Source organism: Streptomyces sp. NPDC036815 (assembly GCF_055609205.1).
On record NZ_JBVJPW010000027.1, the window covers coordinates 30,234 to 52,133 of the forward strand.

28 protein-coding genes and 1 pseudogene are annotated in these 21,900 nt (G+C 67.6%); 14 read left to right on the forward strand and 15 right to left on the reverse strand.

Annotation, left to right across the window (positions count from 1 at the left end):
* Nucleotides 1-96 precede the first annotated feature (96 nt).
* Nucleotides 97-246, reverse strand: coding sequence for a hypothetical protein (locus ACZ69I_RS34965; RefSeq protein ID WP_467682490.1), 150 nt, complete (start codon nt 244-246; stop codon nt 97-99).
* 651 nt (nt 247-897) lie between these two features.
* Here ACZ69I_RS34965 and ACZ69I_RS34970 point away from each other — a divergent pair.
* Together ACZ69I_RS34970 and ACZ69I_RS34975 are read left to right on the forward strand one after the other, a co-directional pair.
* The gene (locus ACZ69I_RS34970; protein ID WP_467682489.1) at nt 898-1,458 is read left to right on the forward strand and encodes a carboxymuconolactone decarboxylase family protein; all 561 of its coding nucleotides are present in this window, start codon (nt 898-900) and stop codon (nt 1,456-1,458) included.
* Nucleotides 1,459-1,468: 10 nt separating this feature from the next.
* Nucleotides 1,469-2,341 (forward strand): RNA polymerase sigma-70 factor, encoded by an 873-nt coding sequence (locus ACZ69I_RS34975; protein ID WP_467682488.1) that lies wholly within the window; start codon nt 1,469-1,471, stop codon nt 2,339-2,341.
* A gap of 404 nt (nt 2,342-2,745) precedes the next feature.
* On the opposite strand, the gene ACZ69I_RS34980 is transcribed toward ACZ69I_RS34975, so the two are convergent.
* Both ACZ69I_RS34980 and ACZ69I_RS34985 read right to left on the reverse strand, forming a co-directional pair.
* A complete protein-coding gene (locus ACZ69I_RS34980; protein ID WP_467682487.1) occupies nt 2,746-3,471 on the reverse strand; it encodes a class I SAM-dependent methyltransferase in 726 nt (241 codons plus the stop codon).
* Nucleotides 3,472-3,633: 162 nt separating this feature from the next.
* The gene (locus ACZ69I_RS34985) at nt 3,634-4,293 is read right to left on the reverse strand and encodes an SAVMC3_10250 family protein (protein ID WP_467682486.1); all 660 of its coding nucleotides are present in this window, start codon (nt 4,291-4,293) and stop codon (nt 3,634-3,636) included.
* A 140-nt stretch (nt 4,294-4,433) separates the two neighbouring features.
* Here ACZ69I_RS34985 and ACZ69I_RS34990 point away from each other — a divergent pair, with 140 nt between their 5' ends.
* A complete protein-coding gene (locus tag ACZ69I_RS34990) occupies nt 4,434-4,679 on the forward strand; it encodes a hypothetical protein (RefSeq protein ID WP_467682485.1) in 246 nt (81 codons plus the stop codon).
* Nucleotides 4,680-4,927: 248 nt separating this feature from the next.
* Here ACZ69I_RS34990 and ACZ69I_RS34995 read toward each other — a convergent pair whose 3' ends face one another.
* A complete protein-coding gene (locus ACZ69I_RS34995; protein ID WP_467682484.1) occupies nt 4,928-5,143 on the reverse strand; it encodes a DUF397 domain-containing protein in 216 nt (71 codons plus the stop codon).
* A 4-nt stretch (nt 5,144-5,147) separates the two neighbouring features.
* Nucleotides 5,148-6,020, reverse strand: coding sequence for a helix-turn-helix domain-containing protein (locus ACZ69I_RS35000; protein WP_470836552.1), 873 nt, complete (start codon nt 6,018-6,020; stop codon nt 5,148-5,150).
* Nucleotides 6,021-6,220: 200 nt separating this feature from the next.
* Here ACZ69I_RS35000 and ACZ69I_RS35005 point away from each other — a divergent pair, with 200 nt between their 5' ends.
* The 6 genes from ACZ69I_RS35005 to ACZ69I_RS35030 all read left to right on the forward strand — a co-directional run bounded on the left by ACZ69I_RS35005 (nt 6,221) and on the right by ACZ69I_RS35030 (nt 10,189).
* Complete coding sequence (locus ACZ69I_RS35005; protein WP_467682482.1) at nt 6,221-6,697, forward strand: ATP-binding protein; 477 nt, start codon at nt 6,221-6,223, stop codon at nt 6,695-6,697.
* 61 nt (nt 6,698-6,758) lie between these two features.
* Nucleotides 6,759-7,127 carry a hypothetical protein gene (locus ACZ69I_RS35010; protein WP_467682481.1) on the forward strand — a complete coding sequence of 123 codons (369 nt, stop codon included), beginning with the start codon at nt 6,759-6,761 and terminating at the stop codon, nt 7,125-7,127.
* Between the two features lie 238 nt (nt 7,128-7,365).
* On the forward strand, nt 7,366-7,743 hold the full coding sequence (locus tag ACZ69I_RS35015) for an ATP-binding protein (RefSeq protein ID WP_467682480.1): 378 nt from the start codon (nt 7,366-7,368) through the stop codon (nt 7,741-7,743).
* A 149-nt stretch (nt 7,744-7,892) separates the two neighbouring features.
* Nucleotides 7,893-8,249, forward strand: a complete 357-nt coding sequence (locus ACZ69I_RS35020; protein ID WP_467682479.1) for a hypothetical protein — start codon at nt 7,893-7,895, stop codon at nt 8,247-8,249.
* Between the two features lie 177 nt (nt 8,250-8,426).
* Entirely contained in the window at nt 8,427-9,665 is a 1,239-nt protein-coding gene (locus ACZ69I_RS35025) for a hypothetical protein (protein WP_467682478.1), read from the forward strand.
* Nucleotides 9,662-10,189, forward strand: coding sequence for a P-loop NTPase family protein (locus tag ACZ69I_RS35030; RefSeq protein WP_467682477.1), 528 nt, complete (start codon nt 9,662-9,664; stop codon nt 10,187-10,189). Before ACZ69I_RS35025 ends, ACZ69I_RS35030 begins: the two co-directional genes overlap by 4 nt.
* 18 nt (nt 10,190-10,207) lie before the next feature.
* Here ACZ69I_RS35030 and ACZ69I_RS35035 read toward each other — a convergent pair whose 3' ends face one another.
* Nucleotides 10,208-10,381: a hypothetical protein gene (locus ACZ69I_RS35035; protein WP_467682476.1), complete on the reverse strand. Its 174-nt coding sequence runs from the start codon at nt 10,379-10,381 to the stop codon at nt 10,208-10,210.
* A gap of 1,077 nt (nt 10,382-11,458) precedes the next feature.
* Here ACZ69I_RS35035 and ACZ69I_RS35040 point away from each other — a divergent pair.
* The 3 genes from ACZ69I_RS35040 to ACZ69I_RS35050 all read left to right on the forward strand — a co-directional run bounded on the left by ACZ69I_RS35040 (nt 11,459) and on the right by ACZ69I_RS35050 (nt 13,457).
* Nucleotides 11,459-11,929, forward strand: a complete 471-nt coding sequence (locus ACZ69I_RS35040; protein WP_470836555.1) for a transposase — start codon at nt 11,459-11,461, stop codon at nt 11,927-11,929.
* A 176-nt stretch (nt 11,930-12,105) separates the two neighbouring features.
* The gene (locus ACZ69I_RS35045) at nt 12,106-12,741 is read left to right on the forward strand and encodes a DUF4386 domain-containing protein (RefSeq protein ID WP_467682474.1); all 636 of its coding nucleotides are present in this window, start codon (nt 12,106-12,108) and stop codon (nt 12,739-12,741) included.
* Nucleotides 12,738-13,457 (forward strand): DUF4386 domain-containing protein, encoded by a 720-nt coding sequence (locus tag ACZ69I_RS35050; RefSeq protein ID WP_467682473.1) that lies wholly within the window; start codon nt 12,738-12,740, stop codon nt 13,455-13,457. The genes ACZ69I_RS35045 and ACZ69I_RS35050 overlap by 4 nt, the downstream gene beginning before the upstream one ends.
* 27 nt (nt 13,458-13,484) lie before the next feature.
* Here ACZ69I_RS35050 and ACZ69I_RS35055 read toward each other — a convergent pair whose 3' ends face one another.
* Entirely contained in the window at nt 13,485-14,129 is a 645-nt protein-coding gene (locus tag ACZ69I_RS35055; RefSeq protein ID WP_470836588.1) for an IS5 family transposase, read from the reverse strand.
* Nucleotides 14,042-14,272 (reverse strand): annotated as a pseudogene (locus ACZ69I_RS35060) (transposase); the annotation flags it as partial. The pseudogene ACZ69I_RS35060 and the gene ACZ69I_RS35055, both read right to left, overlap by 88 nt.
* Here ACZ69I_RS35060 and ACZ69I_RS35065 point away from each other — a divergent pair.
* Nucleotides 14,241-14,747 carry a hypothetical protein gene (locus ACZ69I_RS35065; protein ID WP_470836592.1) on the forward strand — a complete coding sequence of 169 codons (507 nt, stop codon included), beginning with the start codon at nt 14,241-14,243 and terminating at the stop codon, nt 14,745-14,747. The pseudogene ACZ69I_RS35060 and the gene ACZ69I_RS35065 overlap by 32 nt on opposite strands.
* Before the next feature lie 88 nt (nt 14,748-14,835).
* On the opposite strand, the gene ACZ69I_RS35070 is transcribed toward ACZ69I_RS35065, so the two are convergent.
* The gene (locus tag ACZ69I_RS35070) at nt 14,836-15,882 is read right to left on the reverse strand and encodes a pentapeptide repeat-containing protein (protein ID WP_467682471.1); all 1,047 of its coding nucleotides are present in this window, start codon (nt 15,880-15,882) and stop codon (nt 14,836-14,838) included.
* 182 nt (nt 15,883-16,064) lie between these two features.
* On the opposite strand from ACZ69I_RS35070, the gene ACZ69I_RS35075 reads away from it, so the two are divergent.
* Nucleotides 16,065-16,472 carry an ATP-dependent DNA ligase gene (locus tag ACZ69I_RS35075; protein ID WP_470836590.1) on the forward strand — a complete coding sequence of 136 codons (408 nt, stop codon included), beginning with the start codon at nt 16,065-16,067 and terminating at the stop codon, nt 16,470-16,472.
* A gap of 508 nt (nt 16,473-16,980) precedes the next feature.
* On the opposite strand, the gene ACZ69I_RS35080 is transcribed toward ACZ69I_RS35075, so the two are convergent.
* The 6 genes from ACZ69I_RS35080 to ACZ69I_RS35105 all read right to left on the reverse strand — a co-directional run bounded on the left by ACZ69I_RS35080 (nt 16,981) and on the right by ACZ69I_RS35105 (nt 21,876).
* Nucleotides 16,981-17,706: a MerR family transcriptional regulator gene (locus ACZ69I_RS35080; RefSeq protein ID WP_467682470.1), complete on the reverse strand. Its 726-nt coding sequence runs from the start codon at nt 17,704-17,706 to the stop codon at nt 16,981-16,983.
* A gap of 15 nt (nt 17,707-17,721) precedes the next feature.
* Complete coding sequence (locus tag ACZ69I_RS35085) at nt 17,722-18,483, reverse strand: ABC transporter permease (protein WP_470836557.1); 762 nt, start codon at nt 18,481-18,483, stop codon at nt 17,722-17,724.
* Nucleotides 18,480-19,289, reverse strand: coding sequence for an ABC transporter ATP-binding protein (locus tag ACZ69I_RS35090; RefSeq protein WP_470836559.1), 810 nt, complete (start codon nt 19,287-19,289; stop codon nt 18,480-18,482). Before ACZ69I_RS35090 ends, ACZ69I_RS35085 begins: the two co-directional genes overlap by 4 nt.
* A 246-nt stretch (nt 19,290-19,535) precedes the next feature.
* Complete coding sequence (locus ACZ69I_RS35095) at nt 19,536-20,654, reverse strand: C40 family peptidase (protein WP_467682468.1); 1,119 nt, start codon at nt 20,652-20,654, stop codon at nt 19,536-19,538.
* Nucleotides 20,651-21,379: a hypothetical protein gene (locus tag ACZ69I_RS35100; RefSeq protein ID WP_467682467.1), complete on the reverse strand. Its 729-nt coding sequence runs from the start codon at nt 21,377-21,379 to the stop codon at nt 20,651-20,653. The genes ACZ69I_RS35095 and ACZ69I_RS35100 overlap by 4 nt, the downstream gene beginning before the upstream one ends.
* Nucleotides 21,376-21,876 carry a hypothetical protein gene (locus ACZ69I_RS35105; protein WP_467682466.1) on the reverse strand — a complete coding sequence of 167 codons (501 nt, stop codon included), beginning with the start codon at nt 21,874-21,876 and terminating at the stop codon, nt 21,376-21,378. Before ACZ69I_RS35105 ends, ACZ69I_RS35100 begins: the two co-directional genes overlap by 4 nt.
* Nucleotides 21,877-21,900: the final 24 nt, after the last annotated feature.

The window sequence follows — 21,900 nt, forward strand, 5'->3', positions numbered from 1 at the left end:
CCGCGTGGGTAATGGCTCGCCTGGCCCGACATCCGGAGGAGCGCGACGCCATGAGGCACCTGGACGACGATCGTCGAGCCGCGGACTAGGCATAGCTCAAGCGCTGGCCTTCGCCTCGCGCAACGCGATCCTCTCGCTGAGCACGGCCTCGTTGTTCTCGTCATCGGTAGACCACAAGGCGCGGGCGAGAAGGTACAGGACGACCACCCCGGCGTAGAAGAAGGCGCCCCAGCCGAAGGCCAGCACGAAGACGTCCGCATCACCGTGCGCGGAACTGTAGGCGGCGCTCTGCCTGGGGGTGAACAGCCATGGGAACCAGGTCGGAACGGACGAAGCCCTCAGCGGGACCGAGGCGGACGGAGGCAAGGTCTCGCGAGACGGGACAACGACGTTCGGTACAGCCTCCGCCTCACCGACGCCGACGACGTCAGCACCTACTGACACACCTCGTGGCAGAACCACTGACATCCAGTAGCAGACGACACAGTCTGCCTTCTATGAGCCTCACACCGCGGTTCCCCAGGTGAACGCGTCGCACGTGTCCCGTCTCAAATGATCTGGTCCGTTGACGGTGCTGTGACCTGCCGCGACCAGATCAGTTGAGACGCCGGGTTGCCGGGAATCTCGGGTGGCCTGCTCCCGGGAGGAGGGGTGGCGGGTGTTGTCTCAGTTGATCTGGTCCGGCTCCGCCGTTGGGTTTGACCGCTTCCAGGGGGCGAGGCTGCCGCTGACCCGGACGCGCCCTGCGGCGAGCGACCTTCCGGCCGCTGTCGTCCGAGAGCGGGCGCGGGCATGTGCGCGCTGACGATCTCCGTGCGTGGTGGCGACGGTGGTTGTCACGATCGTGGGCCCGGCGGTGTCTTCATGCCAGACAGGTGAACGTCCAAGGAGGACACCATGGCACTGCGCGTTCCGAAGGCGGAGCTCCCCACCGGACTCAGCGAAAACATGATCAAGCAGCTCGGTGCTGTGGCCGAGCCCGTCGAGGTGGTGTGGCACAGCCCCAAGGTCGCCACGTCCAACCTGGAGTTCTCGGCCAAGCTGGCCGAGTGGGACGAGGCCGACGCGAGCCTCAAGTCGTTCGCGCACATGGCGGTCGCGGCTCAGGTCGGTTGCAGCTGGTGCCTCGACGTCGGCTACTTCCAGGCGCAGAACCAGAAACTGGACCTGGCCAAGGCGAGCCAGGTGCCGAGGTGGCGGGAGTCGGAGGTGTTCACCCCGCTGGAGCGTGACGTCCTCGAGTACGCCGAGGCTATGACGAACACGCCGCCGACCGTCACCGACGAGCTGTACGCGTGCCTGCTCGACCGGCTCGGCCCGGCGGCGATGGTCGAGATCACCGCGTACATCGCCTTCGTCAACATGGCGACCAGGAACAACAACGCGAACGGGGTCAGCTCGCAGGGCTTCTCCGGTGCGTGCGAGATTCCGCTGGCCACGCATTCACGTCTTGCGTAGTGTCGCCGGCATGGCCGAGAGCGCCTTCGTCGCCCATCGCAGCCTGCTGTTCACGATCGCCTACGAGATGCTCGGGTCGGCGGCCGATGCGGAGGACGTGGTGCAGGAGTCCTGGCTGCGGTGGGCCGACGTCGACCACTCGCAGGTACGTGACCCGCGGGCATACCTTGTCCGGGTCGTCACACGGCAAGCGCTCAACCGCCTGCGATCGTTGTCGCGCAGTCGCGAGGAATACGTTGGCGAGTGGCTGCCGGAACCGCTGCTGACCAGCCCTGATGTCGCCGAGGATGTCGAACTCGCGGAGAGCGTCTCGATCGCGATGCTCACCCTGCTGGAAACGCTCGGGCCGACGGAGCGGGCGGTGTTCGTGCTCCGCGAGGTCTTCGAGATGCCGTACGGCGAGATCGCCGAGGCCGTCGGGAAGTCCGCGGCCACGGTGCGGCAGATCGCGCGGCGGGCACGCGAGCATGTGGCGGCTCGGCGGCCGCGAGTGCAGGTGAGCAGGTCGGAGCAGCAGGCCGTGGTGGAGCGGTTCCTGGCCGCGTTGCGAACCGGGCAGTTGCAGGAGTTGGTGGAGGTCATGGCGCCGGACGTGGTCCTGATCGCCGATGGCGGCGGGTTTGCGGCCGCCGCTCTGGCTCCGGTCCACGGGGTCGAACTGGTGGCGAAGGTGCTCGCGCGCGCGAACCGGGTGGAAGCGGCCGCGCTCGAAGCGACGGCCGTGTGGCTCAACGGCGCGCCTGCGGGCCAGATCAAAATCGACGGCGAGTCGGCCACGGCACTGAGCCTCGTGGTGGAGAACGGGCAGGTCACCCGGGTTTACCTGGTGAGAAACCCGCAGAAGCTGACACGGCTGAACAAACCGATCGAACTCGCCAGGTAAGCCAGTTGCCGCTGCTCTGGCGTCGTGAGTGTTCCGGGCGGCAAGAACCGCCCGGAACACTCACGAGCGCACGCCGGACCAGAAGCCCACGGCGGCCGGGACCTGACGATCCAGGACGGACGCGGGACAAGCGCACAGTCCGACGTCGACGTCTCGCCCCCGAGAGTCCCGACCACCGCCTAAGACGCGTTGCAGCGGCCAGGCTAAGTGAAGCGGGGCACAGGTGTCCTGACGGGCCAGATCATCTGAGACGCCCGGCGAACCAGACCAGATCATTTGAGACTGGGACCACGTCTCCTGAGACGGGACAGCACGCGGAGCCTGTGAGCTGTGAACCAGGTGTCCTGTGCCATCGAAGTTTGAGCGTGTGCCATCGAAGTCTTAGTGGCGTGGATCACTGTGGATCAGGGACGTCGTGCGAGGAAGACGAACTCTCTGCCCGGCCGGTCAGGCGCGTCGCGCACGTCTTGCACCATGTAGCCATGGGCGACCAGGTCCGTCTCGACCTCGTTGCGCTCTCGGAAGCGCAGCGTCGAATCCGAGGTCAGCACCTGTCCGTCCGCTGCGAAGACGTAGGTCCAGCGGAACGTCACCAGAGGCCAGCTCACCTCGATCAGGTCGACCCAGCTCTCGACGGAGCCGACGCCCGGGATCTCCGTCACGCGGTAGGAGTTCTCGCGGGTCCACTCTTCCCAGGCGCGTCTGGCCGGATCACGGGTCTCGAAGACCAGGTGCCCGCCGGGCCGTAGGGCCTCGTAGGCTCCCTGCAGAGTCTTCTGCCAGGTGTCCGGATCAACGATGGCCTGGGCGACGTTCGCTGTCATCGTCGCGAGGTCGACCTGCAGTGACGGGAGGGCTGTGGCGTCACCGCAGATCCAGTGCACTCGCTCACTGCCCGGCTTGGCCCGGGCGACGTCGACGGATGCCTGGGCGGGATCGATGCCGACGACGTCGATCCCGCGGTCAGCCAGGAGAAGTGCGAACACCCCGGTGCCGCAGCCGATGTCCAGAACTCGGCGCGCCCCGAACTCTTCCGCCATCCGGAGGTAGGCATCGAGATCGCTGCGGTCGGGGTCGAGCGGATCGTAGATTGCGGCGAGTCGTGGATGCCCGAAGCAGTCGTCAGCCATGCGGCCGAACGTATGCAGAGTTGGAGCCGCAGAGCCACTGAGTTTCACCGGCTTCGCTCGGCTCGGGTTCTCGGGCGAGGGTGATGTAGAGCTTCAAGCGGCTGACCGATTCACAGCGCGTCCCCAGCCCCCGGCTACTACACAGCTTCTGACGCTGGCCTTCTACCACTTGGGGTTCCAGGGGCCGTTCTCGACGTAGAGGGGCGTGGCAAGCACTGTCCTGTCCGGGTATCGATTCCGCCATTCCACCTGCGGTGGGCACATGCACAGGACCCTGGCCAGGCCGCTGAGCCTCATGGGCGCCACCGTAGGGACGATTTCCTCTACTGCGCTCTCAAGCCCTCGACTGATCTTGTCGGGATCAACAGGCAGATGACCGCCGCCTGGTTGACCGTCCTGGTCTTCCGCCTCAACCGCGCGGTACAGCCAAACAAGGCTGGATCCGCAAAAGCCGACGTCACGGGCTTCGACAGTCAGGTGGTGCGCGGAGCCGCAGAGCACCAAGCCACCGGTGAACAGGCGGTAGCGGTAGAAGACGACGATCTCGTGCCCGACCCTGCCTGTACCGAAGAGGAGTTCTTCGTCGAAGAATAACCAGTCGCCGGAGGCGAGGGATGGATCAGTCGATTCCTTAGCTTCCTTCCGGAGGCGCTTGGCCACCTGCGGCAGCTTGGCGGCCGCGTCCGGCGTCGGGCAGGCGCCCTCCGGCCCCGCGAAACGGAGCCGCGCGCCGGGGACCGAGAACTCCATCTCGCCGCTCAGCCCGGAAAACCATCGCGGTGGCAGGTGGAATGCGTCCAGCTTCGCCTGGGACAGGTACACCAGCTCTCTCATAACCGCTAAACGCGGTAGGACCTCCACAAGTGCCGGGGGCGTTCGACATGCTCTTCGCCCGTCATCCTCACTGCGAGTCACCAGCCCCGAGATATGACACAGCTTCTGAAGATGTGTGGTCGAGCTCTTTGAACAACGACGACAAGCAGAAACTGCTGGACGTCTTCCACCGCACCTCGGGCATGACGGCCAACCAGCGCCAGGCGGTCGAGGCCGGCTGGCTCGACGAATCCGAGCGGCTCGCCCACATCAGCTACTACCGTCTCAGCCCCAAGACCACGGGCGAGGACGTCGTCGTTCCCCTGCGCCGGGCAACCTGTTCGATTCCAAGAACCTCTGCTCATGTACGTGGGGTCAATGAGGACCGCTCCTGAGGGCGGTCCTCATTGACCCCACGTACATGAGCAGAGGCACGTCAGTCCAGTGATCACTTTTCGAGGTGGTGGATCTCCCTGCTCGACTTGCCGTGCGATCTCACACATCGGCCCCTGGACTCCCGCTTGGCCCAACCAGGCCCGATGATCTCTGAGTAGGGCCACAGGGGCGGATGCCCCGCCGAGGAGCAGTCGACGCACGAGCTGGAGGGGGGCCGTTCCGCCGCCCCCTCCAGCTCGTGTGTGCCCTATCGAAGTTCGCTGCCCTTGAGGCCGTCGACGAAGGACGACCACGTTGATGCGGAGAAGGTCAGCATCGGCCCCTGGGGCGTCTTGCTGTCACGGACGGGGACAGTTCCGATGACGTTGGTTGCCGTCTCCAGGCAGTTGTTGTTTCCGCTGGAGTAGGACGACTTGAACCAGTCGACCTGGCCTGTTTCGGAGTGCGGGTGCTGGGCGGTCATGTGCTTAGTCCATTTCCTTTATCGCGGCGCGGATGCGCGCCAGGGACTCCTCGGCCGGGAGCGCTTCGGAGTTGAGACGGCGGAAGAGGGTGGTGAAGAACTCCACCTGGTCGGGTTGTTCGTAGTAGACGGTGCTCATGAGGCTGTCGGCGTAGACCACGTCGGTCTCCGCGGGCTCGGGGAAGGCGAGGATGCCGAAGGGGCCATAGAGCGCGCTGTTGATCGGAGCGCTGGTAGGTAGTACTTGGATCTGGATGTTGGTCTCGCCAGCCGCGTGCCGGACGAGCTCCTGGAGCTGTTCGCCCATCACTTCGTGGCCGCCGAGGAGATGGTGGAGGGCCGATTCCGCGATGATCACCCACAATCGCAACGGGGCGCTGCGGGCGAAGACCTGGCGCCGCTGTCCGCGGACTTTGATCTGTTCCTGTACGAAGTCCACGTCATCGGCCTGATGCGGGCTCTGCATACGGATGACGGCCTCGGTATAGGCCGGGGTCTGCAACAGGCCGGGAATAAGTGAGGTCTCCACGACGTACAGGTCGGAGGCGTCCCACTCCAGCGCGATGTAGTCGGCGTACTGGGAGTTGAGGGCGCCGCCCTCGTACTGCGACCACCAGCCGCGCTCCCGGCCGTTGCGGGCGAGTTCTTGGAGACGGGCGCGTACGGACTGGTCGCTGACGCCGTAAAAGTCCAGCAGGACGCGAAGATCGAGTGGGCGGATACCGCTCTGTGCACTCTCGATCCGGCTCATCTTGGACTCGGCGCACTGCAGTTCCTCGGCTGCCTGCACGAGGGTCTTGCCAGCTGCGAGACGAAACTCCTTGAGTACACGGCCGAGCCGCCGCTGACGAACGGTGGGATTCCTGTTCACGGCCACAGCGAGCGTCCTCCCCTTGGGCTGCTGCCAGTCTGCCGCTCGCGACTGTTCGCGACAACCACGATGTTCTCAACTCAAAGTGGGCACTTGCACCTTGGGGTGTTGCAGCAGGATAGTGGGGACTTCGGCAACTCTGTGTGCGGGGTTGATCACTATGCGCCGCTGTCTTCTCCAGTAGGGCGCGCCGTGGAGGACGTGACATGGCCGAAAAGAACACGGATCGCTCCCGCTATCCCTCGCGCCCTGCGCAGGTCAAGAACGCCCGAAGACGCGCGGAACGCGTCGCTCGCGAGTGGGACATCGACGAGGACACCGTCGCGGACGTGGTCACGGTGGTGGGAGAACTCGTCACCAACGCGGTGAAGCACGCCCCCACGCCTCGGGGGCGCGAGGTCGGGCTGACGCTCCGGCTCCTGGACAGCGTGCTGCGGATAGAAGTCCGTGACCCGTCTTCCGAACTGCCCACACTGCGGCCTTCGGCAGATACCAGCGACATCACTGAGACAGCGGAGCACGGTCACGGGCTACGCCTGGTCGACGGTTTATGCCAGCGCTGGGGGTGCCACACCGAAGTCATCGGCAAAACCGTTTTCGCCGAGCTTCCGCTCATAGCGGCGCCCTCAACTACCCGGGGGGTGCGCGGTGGAGGAGGTTCCCGAGGTCTGGAAGCCAGGTGATCAGCCAGGGCCGCTCCTGCAGATGGCCTGGTGCCAAGGTCATGCTGGCACCGCACGCCTCATGGGCGTCGACGTGCTGCGCGTGTGCAGCACGATCGGCGCGGACGCGCTTGGCGAACTGCGCAAGCGGCACGTGCGCTGTGGGCCGGTGCTGGTGAACATACGCCGCCAGTGTGTGGAGTTTCTGGTGCCGACTGGCACCGCTCAGACCTGGCCCCCGCTGCCCGGCACGGTCTGCTCGCGCGATGCCATCCTCCGCTGCCCAGCTCCCTTCGTAACGAGCGAGAACGGCCGCGGGATGGACGGGCGCACCTGGGCCACCCCACCGGGCACCGGTCGCGAGACGACAGACCCCGATGTGCTCGCCGAGGTCGTGACCGTGGCACTCGTCCGACACACCCTGCCCCACCACCGCATGCGAGAGAAGTGACCATGGTCCACAGCCAGGACACAGCAACCAATGCGAAAGCAGCGCCCTTCACCCCGTTCGCTGTCTACCACCGGGCCGGTCGGTACGACCACGGCGCCTCTGGCGCTGCGGGGGGTATGCGATGAGCGCTCACTGGCCGGTCCCCAAGGCGCACCCAGCTGCCTACGCGACTCAGCCCTCTCCGACGCTGTACGACCGGCGTGATGTATCCGGAACGTCACGGCGCACTCCTGGAGAAATGCGGGAGCACGTCGGCATCATGCTCGCGGACTGGGGCGTCGCCGACGAGGTACGCGACTGCCTGAAGTTGATCGTCAGTGAGCTGACGACCAACTCCGTGGAACACACCCAAAGTCCGTGGATCACCGTCGAGCTCACCCTCACCCACCATGAGGCGGCCGTCAGGGTCACCGACCAGGGCTCATACCGTCAGCTCCGGCGCGGGAAGGCCGGCTCCGGGGACGAGCACGGCCGGGGCCTGCTGCTCGTCGATGCTCTGGCGAGCCGCTGGACGCAGCACGAGGCCGACGGCGGCGGCACGACCGTCGAGGCAGCCATCACCCTGCCCGGCACAGCAGTGCAGGCCCGCCGGCCCCCTCAGCGAGGACACCTGTGATGCCCCCTGAGCACACCCATGGCCGGGCCCGCGCCATGTATGAGGAGATGAACCCCCGCTGTGAGCGCCCCTGGCCGCCCGATCTGGTCAGGGTGCCACCCCACGGCCGCCTCCGCACGGTACGCCCTTTGCAGCAGGGGATCTGGACCATGCCCGCCGACGCCCCCGAGCTGCCTCAGCGGGCGTGTCTGATCGTGCGGCAGGAACTGATCGATTGGGGTGTCAGCCTGCCGGACACCGATCAGTGCGGCGTCCAGGCGAGCAGGCTCTGCAGGGCAGCCACCGAATACCCCGGCTCCCGGCGGGCCGTCATCATCGCCCTGGACGGGAGCCGCCTCACCCTCGGCGTCCTCACGCTCACGCATCAGATCCTGGACAGCCGCGGCGACCTGGAAGAGCCCGGTCTCATCGAGGCTGTGCAGAGTCTGCCCACCAGCGCAGGAGCACTCCGCCTGCCCGCCGGACCGGCGCTCTACAGCGTGAGACCCGTGGACCTCATGCCCTGAAACCCCCTGTGCGGCTGACGAAGCCGCCTCGAGTCGCCTGCGGACACCGCACCTGAAGCCCCCTGCTGGTCCGCGCCCCTCGCGGACCAGCAGACCCTGAGCCCTCCAGCTGCTGGCCTCCAAGGCCGGTGCCTCGGGGGCCGCTCACCTTCCAGCGCCCCGAGGAGTCCGGTGACCGTGAGTACCTCTCTCGCCCGCCCAGCGAGCCGCACGCCTGTCCAACTGCTGCCGCCCGACCTGGAGGCGCTGCGGAACCGCGTTCCCGTCGTCGACTCCCTGCAGGTCAAAGGCCTCCCACAAGGTAGCAGCGCGGTACGGCGTCTGCGCACTGTCCAGCACATCTACGAGCGCGCCGGAGTCCTGGCGCACATCGGCTTCGCCCCCGACGAGGGATACGCGCTCACCGACAAGGCGAGTCCGCACGCCGTGCACGAACTCATGATGATGTCCGCAGGGCGGACCAGCCGCCCGGGTCTGCACGACCACTCCTTCGCCTTCTGCCGCGCCCTGGGCGTCCTCACCGATGCCTTCGCCACCCACTGCACGGCCGGCGACCTCTCCCCGGCCGTGTCATGGAGCTACGACCCGATGACCCTGGACCGCCCCTCGATCCAGGGCGAGAAACGCTTCCACGCCCACCTGATTGGCCGCACCGCCGCCGACCACGCCGCCGTGGCCCGGCAGTCCCTGCCCGCCGGACGCCTATCGACGACACGGCGACGCCGCATCGTCGAGGAGGCCTCCGTGCTGGGGGCCCTGCTCGCCGCGGACTGCGTCGACGCCGACGCCCTGCACATCCTGCAGCCCCTCCCCGCCCTGTCCACGCCCGCTGCCACCTGCGCCGCCGCCTACCGCATCCAAGGCGGATGGGCCGCCCTCACCGCTCCCCACCTGTGGGAAGACATGATCTACATCCACCGCAAGATCAACCGGATATACACAGAAACCGCCCGAGCCTGCCTCAGCGGCACCAGCGGAATGTGGCAACGGCCCGCCCTCGCCGCCGAGCACGTGGACCAAGTCCACCTGCCCCTGTCCGCCCGCTCCCGCGAGGCACTCACCCACTACCTGACCGCACTGCGCCCCGACCGCCTGCCGCAGCGCCCCTCCACAACACCCCGTGACCGCCTCACCCACCTCTACCCTCTGGCCGGGCCCGCCTACGCGGTCACCATCACCGAGCACCACAGCGCCGTGCACGCCTACATCCGCACCAACATCTTCAGCGACCTCGGCGGCGCCGGAGTGACCGTCATCGACGGCACCATCGTCAAGATCCGAAAAGGGGTCGGGACAATGCGCCCCGACGAGACCGACGTCCGGGCATCATTCCAGCGCCAGTACCTCGACCACCTGCGCCGCCACCCGCTCGCCGGATTCGCCCTGTTCCCGCCCCCAGACGAAGGACGCTCGTGAAGAAGATCGCCGTCTTCGGACTCCCCGGCACCGGCAAAACCACCCTGGCCCAGGACCTCGCCGCCCGCACCCACATCCCTGCCACCAGTCTGGATTCACTCCTCTTCACCGACTGCGGGGCGCTGCCGCTGAAGGAGTTCCGGGCCGCGGCCGCCCACGTCACCGATGGTCCTGCCTGGATCGTTGAAGGGAACTTCTCCAAACTCGCCGACGTCGTCTGGCACCGGGCCGACACCCTTCTCTGGCTCGACTACCCGCTGTCCGTCATCGCCTGGAGGATCCTCAGGCGCTGGGCACGCCAGGCCGCAGGGATCGAGGCCAACCCCAACCGCCTGACCTTCCGTTCCACCTTCACCGCCCGCCGATCCGTCCTGCGCAACGCCATCCGAAAACACCGGACCAACCAGCCGCGCTACCTGCGCCAAGCCGAAGAAACCGCTGCCCTCGGCGTTCAGGTCCTGCGGCTCCGAAATCCCCGGCAAACCCGCGCCTGGCTCCAGTACCAGATCAGTCGGCCGGGCTGACGCAGCCGCACGGTCGCCTCATCGGCCGTAGGCGTTGCGGCACAGGGCGGCGTAGGCCGGATCAATGCCGCTGTGCGCGGCGGTGGTGCACACGTCGCGCATGTCGTAGCCGCGGGCGGCGGGTGCGGGCCGTCGGGCGGGGGCCGGTCGCCGTGGTGCGGCGGCGTGGTGCGGTGCGGGCTGCCGCACCACGGGCTGAGGCCGGGGCGGGGCGCGGTGCGGCCGTCCCGGGCCCGGCCTCCGGCTGGGGGCGGGTGCTGCGCGCGGCGGGAGCGGCCTTCTTCTTGGGCGTGGTGCGGGCAGGGTGGTTGGCTTCGTGGCCGATCTTGATGAGGGCTTCGCGTGCGGGTGGCTCGGTCGGCCGGGTGGGGGTGGGGCTGGGTGCGGTGGAGGCGGGGGGGCAGGTCGGATTGGTATGCGGCGGGGTGGGGGGGTGACGGACGTTCAGCCGCTGCTGAGCAGGACGGCGAGGAGGGCGGTGATCAGGCGGCGGGGCATGGTCATCATCGTGGTGTACGCGGTCGCGGGGGGTGTGGAGGTGGGGGCCGGGTCTCACTGGGGAGAGTGACGTGGCCATCGCGCGTAGGGGTGATCGGTGGGCGGGGGCCGTGTCCGGGTGGGCAGGGCGGGCGGTTGAGGCGGTATGCGAAAGATGATCACGCTTTTTGCGATGGCGGCCGCCGCGGTGGCCGGCGCCCTGCTCCCCAGGCATCGGCAACCTCCGTGGCCGCGACCACAGTTCAGGCGGCGGGTTCTCACGCGGCGGTGGCTGTCAGGCCGTGTCGGGTGTACCGCGTTACGGGGAAGAAGGTGGCGGTCAGGCGGCCGCCGAGGGGGCAGTCCTCGGCGACGACGAGCGACCCGGTGGATCACTACGTGCACCGCGGCGACCGCGTGAGGTCCTGTATGACCATGTTCAACCGGGGCGGCAGCCCCACGTACCGCAAGTGCGGAAAGAACGGGACTCACCGGAGGCTGGTACGAGGCGGACAGATTCCGGTCAGCTGCCTCGAACGGGCCTGATTGCCGACGCCATGACGCATCACGTGCAACGGCGCTCGTGCCGCTTTCTGAGGCGGAGCAGTGATTCTTGCTTTAGAGCTCGTAACAGGATCTTGGTTCTTGGGCCTGGCCAGGCGTGACCGACGTGACGATTCGGCCGTTCGTGGTGCGTGACGACTCGGCCGTGGATGGTGGACGCCGACTTGTGGGCCCGTGTCAACCCGGTGCCGCCTCACTGGCCCGAGCATTCACCGGGGCCGCGGCCCGGTGGACGACCGGCTGTGCCTGCAGGGCATCTTGTACGTCCTGTTCAACGAGATCGCGTGGCAACTCCTGCCGCTGGAGCTGAGGTTCGGCTCCGCGCGTACCTGCTGGCGACGTCTGGATCGCTGGCAGCTGGCCGGTGTCTTCGACCAGCCACGCCGCTTCCTGCTCGTCGAACTGCACGCGGCCGACGAACTCGACGGGACTCGCGCCTGCATGGACGGCTCCCACATCCACGCGACAAAAAGGGGGAGCCGCGACCGGTCTGTCGCCGGTCGACCGGCGGAAGCTCCTGGCGGGCACGGTGATCTTAGTCGGGAACCCGCCTACCAGGAGCTTCGCCGTTACGCAGGAGCATCCAACTCGCGTTCAACATCTCGTCGAGGTTGGAAAGCGTTCACTTCACGGGATGAGGTGGCTGGGGGCCGTGCATCGGCCGGCCCCGTTGGCGTGCCATCTGTGGGCCCGGGGTGATTCCTCGCGCGCGGGCGGTGCGTATGCCCGCAAAGGGGGGATAGTTGGGGCCCAGAAGCACACTCCTCGGGTAGGGGGCCATCGCTCGATGGCTCGGCGGCGGCCTACTCGTGGCCTGGGCGCAGCAAGGCTCAGGTTCCAGGCCCCCGGCGGGCCGGGGCGGAAGGAGCGGATGCATGCCGTACAGGAAGACTGCTGTGCTGGTGGGGTTGCTGTTCCTCTCCTCGACGCTCACCTTCGCCGTCGGCAGCTCGCTCCTGGGGGACTATTTCTCCGGGGCGGACTCAGGAGAGGGAGGGCACCTTGCGGGTGTGCTGCTGGAGGGTTACACGGGTCTTGCGGTCGCCGGGATCGGCGTCGCGCTGTTCCCCGTGCTGAAGCCGCACGGAAGGCACCTCACGGTCGGGTATCTGATTCTCAGGTGCGCGGAATGCGCTGCGATCATCGCGGTCGGGTGCTATTTCCTCGTGAGCAAGAACGAGTTGGCGGACTACGAACTTCTGGTCTACGCGTTCTCCGGCGCCGGTGGTCTGGTCCTGTCCTGCCTCCTGCTGCGTTCGGGGCTGGTCGCACGGTGGCTTTCGGTACTCGGTCTCGTGGGCTACGCCGTTCTGTTGGCGGGAGTGGCGTGTGACCTGTTGGGGCTCGTGGATTTCAACACCGGTGCCGGGAGGGCGTTCTACGTTCCTGGTGGTCTGTTCGAAGTGGTGCTTCCGCTGCTGCTGATCTTCAAGGGGTTCCGCCTCGTCGTGCCGGCGCCCGGCGCGGACGATCGTGGCGAGCGGCCGATGCCCAAGGGGGCCTGCGGATGATCCCGTCCGGTGGGACGTCGCTGACGGTGCGCAAGGCCGCTCTGGTGGCGGGAACGGGAATCCTGGCCATGGCCCCGTTGGCGGTCTTCGCCAATTTCGGCGTGCTGGAGAACCTTGTCACCGAGAACGACGCGGCACGAACCGCCCAGGACATCCGCGGTTCCGAGGCACTGTTCCGCTTCGGCGCCGTCGCCCTGTTCCTGGTCGCCGTGCTGGATGTGGTGGTGGCCTGGGCGCTGAGGGTCTTCTTCCAACCGGCGCACGATGGAATCGCGACGCTCGCGGCCTGGTTCAGGCTCGCCTACGCCGCAGTGCTCCTCGTCGCCGTCGCCCAACTCGTCGGGGCGCTGCCTCCGGTCAAGCACGCGGAGTCCCTGGGGGCGTACAGCGCGGACCAACTGGACGCCGAAGCAATCATGCGCATCGATGCCTTCCACGACATCTGGGACGCCGGGCTCATCTTCTTCGGCGGCCACCTGCTGCTGGGGTTCCTCGCTTTCAGGTCGGGCTACGTACCCCGGGTGCTGGGCGTCCTGCTGGCCCTCGCGGGACTCGGCTATTTCGTGGACAGCCTCGGCGCCTTCCTCTCCTCCGGATACTCGGCCGAGGCTGCCGTATTCACCGGTGTAGGCGAACTCATCTTCATGATCTGGCTCCTGGCCAAAGGCAAGAACATCGGCTCACGGATTCCGATACAGGCCGAGACGGCGCCTTGAGAGCTCGTAAGAGGATCATGAGTGGTCCTACTTGAGGCGTCTGCAGCAGATCAGGCTGCAGGCCAACGAGATGAAGGCGTCGTGGAGTTCGAGGCGGCGTTCCCGTCGGACGGCGAGGCGTTTGAACTGGTGGAGCAGGGCGAAGGTCTGCTCGACGACGTAGCGGAGCTTGCCCAGGCCCTTGATGTTCGGGGCGCCCTTGCGGGAGATCACCGGCATGATCCGGCGTTTGTGCAGTTCATGACGGACGGCCCGGGAGTCGTACGCCTTGTCGCCCAGGACGGCTTCGGGCCGCCGTCGAGGTCGGCCGGGCCGTCCGGTGACGGGCGGGATGCCGTCGACGAGGTTGAGGGTCTGGGTGATGTCGTTGACGTTGGCGGCGGTGGTGAGGACGTGCAGCGGAGTGCCGCGCCCGTCGCAGATCAAGTGGTGTTTGCTGCCTGTTTTCCGCCGGTCGACCGGCGACGGACCGGTTGCGACACCTCCCTTTTCGCGCGGATGTGGGAGTCGTCCACGTACGCGCGGGTCCGGTCGAGTTCGCCGGCCGCGTTCAGCTTCGCGAGCAGGATGCGGTGCAACTGCTCGAAGACCCGGCCCTGTTGCCAGCGGTCCAGGCGCCGCCAGCAGGTCTGTCCGGATCCGAATCCCAGCTCCAGAGGCAGGAGTTGACAGGCGACATCCTGGTGCAGGACGTACAGGATGCCCTGCAAGCACAAGCGGTCGGCCACCGACTTCGGCCCCGGCGACCCCCTCGGGCCATCGAACCGGCCAGAGGGGGAGTAGATGACCGATTCCGCCCCCTCGGGCCACTGGATCTCGTATGAGGCGACGCGACTGTTCCCCGCGGCTTCGGGGCAGGGTTCACCGGTCGCCGGACCGGTCCGGCGCGAGAAGGGGAGAAAGCTGATGAGCCAACGTCTGGACGCCGAGCTGTCCCGCATCTACGAGCGCTGCATTGAGCAGGTACGCACGATCGCCGCGTTCGACCCGACCCAGCCCGTCGAGGGATGGAACCAGTACACCTGCACGTGCGCCCATGAGTTCGCGTCGGACGTCGAGAAGGCGTGGATAGCGGCTCACCCCGAGCACGAGGTGCCTGACACGTACCGGGCAATAATGGGCGGCGTTCCCATCGAGCGTGAAAGTGTCTCCTCCGGGGACGCGCCTACGCGATACATCACGTACGGGCTGGTGTCCTTCGCCCATGTCCTGCAGTGCATCGAGGCCATGCGCGTCGGCCGATTCGACCCGCACGTGCCAGGCGGCATCATCCGAAACGACGAGGACTGAACCAGCCGGGCCAGCACTCAGCTCCACCCGCGCGGAGGGGGCCTGCTTCTTCCCCTCTGCAGCGGCGGACCGATTACGCCTCCCTGGGTCATTGGATAGAAGGAACCGCCCCCGACGCGCCATTGAATGACACGAGGCCGCCGGAGATCGTCGCACCGTCGAAGGACGCCACTCCGCCGGAGAACGTCGCATTGTCGAAGTACACATGACTGCCAGAGAATTCCGCACTGCGGAAGTACGCCTTGCCGCCGGAGAACGTCGCGCCGCGGAAGTACACCTTGCCGCCGGAGAACGTCGCGTTGTCGAAAGGCACCACGCTGCCGGAGAACGTCGTACCACTGAAGGACACCTTGCCGCCGGAGAACGTCGCGTTGTCGAAGGACACCACACCTCCGGAGAATGTCACCTGGTAAAAGGACACGTGGCTGCCGGAGAACGTCGCGTTCTCGAAGTACACGTGGCTGCTGGAGAACGTCGCGCCGCCGAAGTCCAGATCGCCGTCGATGGCGACCTCGGTGAGATCAAGCGAGCAGCCTTGCCACGAACGGTGAGCGCCCTGGGGAACGCGGTAGTGGTCTCCGATAAGTCGCAGGATCGTATGCCGGACCTCGCGTAGTGCGCGATACCGGTCGTTCTTCCCCTGGTGGGCCTCGCGCTGTTCTTCGGAGGAGGTGCCGCCGGGAGGGTCACCCGGGTCGAGGGGGAAGGGCAGACGGAGGTAGGCGCATAGGACGTCGATGCAGGTCTGGCGCAGGCTGTCGTCGGGGGCGTCGTCGGCGAGGCCTGCGAGGGCGTGGACGCCGCCGAGGCGGACGGCTGGGGAGTCGGAGCCGAGTTTGTCGACGGCCTGGGAGAAGCGTTCGGTGTGGAGGCGGGTGGCTTCGCGGTGGGCGCCGGCTTCGTCGACGCGCTGGCGCCGGTAGGAGACGACCAGGGCGACGAGCGCGCCTGCCCCGGCGACCACCCCGAAGGAGAGCTTCACCAGGTCGAAGAGCGTCTTAGCGTCGAGCTTCGCTGTGCTGTCGATCTCCTCGAAGTCGAGCAGCACCACCAGACCGTAGAAGATGCCGCCCGTGACCAGGACCGCAGCGGCGAAGGCAAGGCCCAGCGCCCAGCCGACCCTCCACAGCCGCAACTCCCGATCATTCTGGGCAGACCGGGGCTTCCGGTTGGCTGTCATGAAGCTGAAGACCAGGCTGGGAAGTCAGCGGTTGCAGTCCAGTCTGCCCGGCTCCTCACCACACGTCGGCAAGCCCGCCTCCGGCTCCCCAGCCGCAAGCCAGACCAGCAGCGCTGTCTCATGAGACATGCCGAAGTCTGGAGAACGACGGATGGCGGGCCATCGGTGCCGTCCTCGAGGAGCACCGCCCGGTGCTCCTCTCCCGGCAGAGCACCGACTTGGCGCCGTACTTTCCAGAAATCTTGGAGGCGCTGCGCCACTGCCCAGTGGGCACGGTGCTGGACGGTGAGCTCTGCGCGGTGATGGAGGGACGGATGGAATTCGCCGCCCTCGCCTCCCGGCGCGGCCGCGACCGACGGGGCTGGGCGTCCGTGGTCTTCATGGTCTTCGATCTGTTGGCGACGGCGGGCCAGGACTTGCGCCTGCGCGCCCTGCAGGGACGGATGGAACGCCTGGGTGCACTGCTGCCGCCTTCTCCGACGCGGGGAGAACTTCCTGGCCCGCAAGAAGAACACGAACGTCGCCTGCGTGGCGGTGGCCCGTGAACTGGCGGGCTGGTGCTGGAGCCTGGCGATAATGCCGGACTGACCCTGCGGGGTCCACAGAACGGCCGGCGGGAGGCCGGACGTGCCAGCGCGAGGCCGGACGTGCCAGCGCGAGGGACGATGCCCGAGGACCCTAGGAGCAGCCCCTGGTGGGCCACGCTCGGTTGTAGACCGGCGGCTCCGTCCCCGACGAACATCCGGTCATGCGGTAACCAACCCGCGGATATCAGGCTGACCGCGCGTCGACGCACGACACGCACACCGGCCTCCCGCCGGTCCCACAGCACCACCCCCAGGCCCGCGCAAGCGAGTCCAACGGCCCCTGCCCACTTGACAAAACGGTCTACATATCAGGTTCTCAGCGCTCTTGTCGGGTCGGGCACTCGTGAGCTGGGCGTTCGTCCTCACTTCTCATTGATCTGTCCACGCGGGTTTCTCATTACCGTGTCCGGTCCCTGGCGGTGTTGAGCCTGCCGGTGGGCACTCGCTCGATGCGGGTCCAGCCACTTCAGCCACGCTCCTTCAGAATCGCCAGCACCAGTTCGGCGCCCGGTGCGGACTCAAGCAGGGTTGAGTCCATCAGGGCGACGAACTGGTCGTCGAAGCCGTCGGCACCCACCTCGCCAGCCTCCACGGCGCGAATCATCAGGCGCTCCAGGATGTCGGCGACCTCGATGATCCGTGGATCGCCGGCCAGCCAGTCGGGCTCCCCGGTGAAGAAGTTGTAGAGCCTCACCATGTCGGGGTCGTCCAGCTCCTCGTGCTTCTTGGCAATCACGGAGTCGATCAGGTCGGGAACCTGCGCGGCGATCATGATCCAGGCATCCCGCTCCAGCTCGATGTACCGCTCCCCGACGCCGAGACCGCGCAGCCGGTCGAGGTAGCCCACGACGCTCTGCGGAAGCGCCAGGTGTTCTCCGGCGGCGAGCCGGGCGAGTCGGCTGCGGGTGTTCTGCAGCCGCCGGATCTCGGCGCGCAGATCCTTGTCGATCTCTTGGACGCCGCCGGCGAACTCCTCCGGGCCGGCGTCGAGGAGTTCCTGCACCCGGGCCAGCGGCACGCCTGCATCAGCCACGGTGCGGATCCGGATCAGTCGCACGACCGCGGCGGCATCGTAGTTCCGGTACCCGGACCGGTCGCGCTCGGGCTCGGGCAGCAGCCCAACCTTGTGGTAATGGCGTACCGCCCGCACCGTCACCCCGGCGTAGGCCGCAAGCTGGCTGATGGTGAGCATAGGTCTCAGACTGCCTCAGGCGATCTTCCGGCGATAGGCGGCCATCGCGAAGACGTACGCCACGACGAGGATGCCCACACACCACGCGAGCGCGGTCCAGATGTCGTCGCCGACCGGCCGCTGGGCGAACAGGCTGCGGATCGTGTTGACGATCGACGTCACCGGCTGGTTCTCGGCGAACCAGCGCACCGGGCCGGGCATCGTCTTTGTGGGCACGAACGCCGAGCTGACGAAGGGGAGGAAGATGAGCGGGTAGGCGAACGCGCCCGCTCCCTCGACCGACGACGCGGAGAGCCCGGGGATCACAGCGAGCCAGGTCAGCGCCAGGGTGAACAAGAGCAGGATGCCGGCGACAGCGAGCCAAGCCGACACTCCTGTCCCCGATCGGAAGCCCATGAGCAGAGCGACGCCCACGACGAGCACGAGCGCGATCAGGTTGGCAACCAGCGAGGTGACGACATGGGCCCACAGCACACCCGACCGCGCGATCGGCATGGACTGAAATCGCTCGAAGATCCCGCTCTTCACATCGGTGAACAGCCGGTATGCCGTGTAGGAGATGCCCGATGCGATGGTCATGAGAAGGATGCCGGGCAGCATGTAGTTCACGTACGAAACCGACCCGGTATCAATGGCGCCGCCGAACACGTAGACGAACATCAGCATCATGGCGACCGGTGTGATGGCGGTCGTGATGATGGTGTCCATACTGCGTGTGACGTGGCGCAGGGTCCGCCCCGTGAGGGCGGCGGTGTCGCTGAAGAAGTATGCGGTCATCGTTGTCCCCCAGTTGTCGTGCCGGTGGCGTCGCTCTTGTCGCCGCCGCCGGTGACGGCGAGGAAGATCTCCTCCAGCGTCGGTTGCTTCTCGACGTACTCGACCTTGGCCGGCGGGAAGAGCTGTTTGAGCTCGGCGAGGGTGCCGTTCACGATGATCCGTCCCTGGTGGAGGATCGCGATCCGGTCGGCCAGCTGCTCGGCCTCGTCCAGATACTGCGTGGTGAGCAGCACGGTCGTTCCATGGTCGGCGAGCTCCTTGATCGCGTCCCACACCTCAATGCGCGCCTCGGGATCGAGGCCGGCCGTCGGCTCGTCCAGGAAGATCACCGACGGACTCCCGATGAGGCTCATCGCGATGTCCAACCGACGGCGCATCCCACCCGAATACGTGGACACCTTCCGAGTGCCGGCGTCGGTCAGGGAGAAACGCTTCAGCAGGTCATCCGCGATGGCGCCCGGGTCCTTGAGGTGGCGCAGCCTGGCGACGAGTACGAGGTTCTCCCGACCGCTGAGGATCTCGTCGACGGCCGCGAACTGTCCGGTGAGGCTGATGGACTCCCGCACATTCGCCGGTTGCATGGCGACGTCGAAGCCATGGACGGTGGCTGTCCCCGCCTCGGGCTTCAGGAGCGTGGCGAGGATCCTCACGGTCGTGGTCTTACCCGCCCCGTTGGAGCCGAGCAGGGCGAAGATGCTGCCCCGCGCCACGTCGAAGTCCACGCCGCGCAGCACTTCGAGCTTCCCGTACGACTTCTCCAGACCCTGCACGCGAATCGCCGGACCGGCGATTGATTGGGTCACCATGGTCATCTGCCTCCTTCGCGGAGCTCTCCAGTCGGCTGTGAGGAAGCTCCTGCCGGAAGGATGGAGGGTTGACCCAGCGTCAAGGTCAAGCCAGTTCGACTACAGCATCCCGGCGGGTTCCTGGCCTGCCGCTTCAAGATGGCGGCACCTCATGCTGTGAGTGGCCGAGAGTCACTCTACGGAGCGATTCTCAGCGATCTGTCGCAGACGACAAGTTGACGACAGATCGCTGAGAATCCGACAGTTCTAAAGTGGCCCTACAAGTTCACAGGACGCGGCGGACGGCCCAGCCGAAATGGGTCCAATACCCCTTGGTGAGGGGCACGGTTTCGACGGTCTTGCCGGGGCGCGGTGCGTGTCCATATTGCCGCCGCCGACGTAGAGGCCGACATGGCCCCAGTTGCCGTCGTTGTTGATGACGCCGATGTCGCCGGGCTTCAGGCCGGAGCGTGAGACGGATCCGGGCAGGCCGCGCATTGCCTGGGAGGTGCGCGGCAGGGTGATGTGCGCCCCCTTGTAGAAGGCGTAGATGAGCAGGCCCGAGCAGTCGAAGCCGTCGCGGGGATTGCCGCCGCCCCACACGTAGGGGGTGCCCTGCTGGGCGTGCGCGCTCTGGACGACGTCGCCGACGCGTCCGCCGACCGCCTGGTTGTCGCCGGTGGCGGGGGCGAGCTGGTCGTACTGGCGAATGAAGCCGGTGACGTCGTCGGCGTAAGTGGCAGAGTGGTTGTAGCGCAGGATCGCCCGACGCAGCTGGGCGTCGTTGCTGAGGTCGTTGCTGCCGAACCCGCAGAGGTATGCGGCGGTGCCGAGCGCGGCGTCGAAGGCGTTGTGCGGATCCTTGATGCCGTCGTTGTTGCTGTCCTGGCCGGAGGCGCCCTTCCAGGTGGAGGGAAGGAACTGCATGGGTCCCACGGCGCGTTCGGAGTCGGCATCGCCGTCCCAGCGGCCGCCGTCGGTGTCGCGGAAAGGGGTGGTGTTGCCTCCGACGCCGCTGCCGTCCAGGCGCGGGCCCAGGATGCGCGGGGTGATGTTTCCGTCGGGCGCGATCTGCCTGCCGCCCGCGTGGTTGGATTCGACCTTCCCGATCCCGGCGATCACCGGCCAGCGCATCCCTCGGCACTTGGGGCGCAACGTGCGGATGCGCTCGGCTGCGATGCCGTAGGCGGCGAGCATCACCGGGTTCACCCCGGCCACCCTGGTCGGGACACCTTGCCCCGGGCCCGGGGCCCCGCCGGTCTCGTCCTCGTGCTCGGCGGCGCCGCCAGCGACCGCGGCGACGAACAAGATGCACAGGCCGAGCAGGAACGCGAACGGGCTGAGCAGCAGGCCCGAGGCGAGGATGGCCTCTTTCGCCCCGGTCACGGATGCCTCCGAGGCCGGGGCGGCGCGGGCGGCGTGGCCGGACGAGGCCGCAGGGAGCCCTGCTGGATGCGGTGCAGGCGCCGCTGGAGCGCGGCCCGGGCAGGACTGAGCGGGGGCTGCACGATACGCGGCGGCGCGGGACGCCGCTGTGGCGCCGCCGGAGCCGGAGCCGGGGTGGGGGCGGCTGGCCGGACCGCCACCGGCACGGGACGCGGCGGTCGCGCCGGACGAGCGGGCGGGGCAGGCCGACGCCTGCCCGGACCCGCACCACCGCCGGCAGGTGCAGGAGTGCGGGGCGGGGCGTAGCGGCCCAGCGGCCGACGGCCGGTGGCGATGCGGCCCACGGAGCGCAGGTTGTGCCAGTACTCGGCGCCGAAGTTCTGCACGGGCGGCACGTACTGCTGCTGCACCTGCGCCAGGCGCTGGCCCAAATGCTGGACGCCGCCGGAGACCTGGCCGGGAACCGCAGCCGCAGCCGCAGCGGTGCGGCGCGCCGCCCGGGGCCCGTAGACCGGCAGGCCGAGCGTGGACTTGAGCCCTGCCTTGGTCGCTGCGACACCGCCGCGGGCCGCGCCCCGCGCCACGGCGCCGGTGGCCTTGGCGGACCCGCCGATCAGCCGTCCGGTACCGCGCGTCAGCCGGGCGGCCAGCGCGGTGGAGCCCCGCGCCTGGCCAAAGGCGGCCCCGGCCGCGCCGCCGCTGGCGGCCAGCGCGCCGAGCATCATCGAGCCGACCAGCAGCTTGCGCCCGACACCGCGCTGCGGTGCCTGCTGGAGGGGCTCTGCGCTCTGGCTGGCGCCGAAGATGCTGGAGGCGGGAGCGCGCGCACGGTGGCGTTCTCGGTGGCTCGCACCAGGCGCTTGCGGTAGATGAACGCGCTGATGCAGATGATGTCGATGACGATGAAGCGGACGGTGACGCCGCCGGGCAGGTCCTTCTCGGGGGCGTTGATGATCGCGGTGATGACGACGATCAGCACGGCCAGGGCCACGACGGCGACGACCATCAGCGCCAGTGAGCGCAGGATGGACGTGACGCGGGAGCCCAGCCAGGAGCGTCCCGGCCCGGGCACCACCCCGACCACGAGGGCGACCTTGGCGATCATCGCTTCCTTGGCGATGCAGAACTGCGCGTACAGGAAGCTGCCGTCCAGGACGGTGATGAACAGGCAGGTGAGGAATGCGGCCAGGAGCATGAAGAACGCGCCGCCGACCTTGTCCATCGACGCCTTCTTCAGCGACGCGGT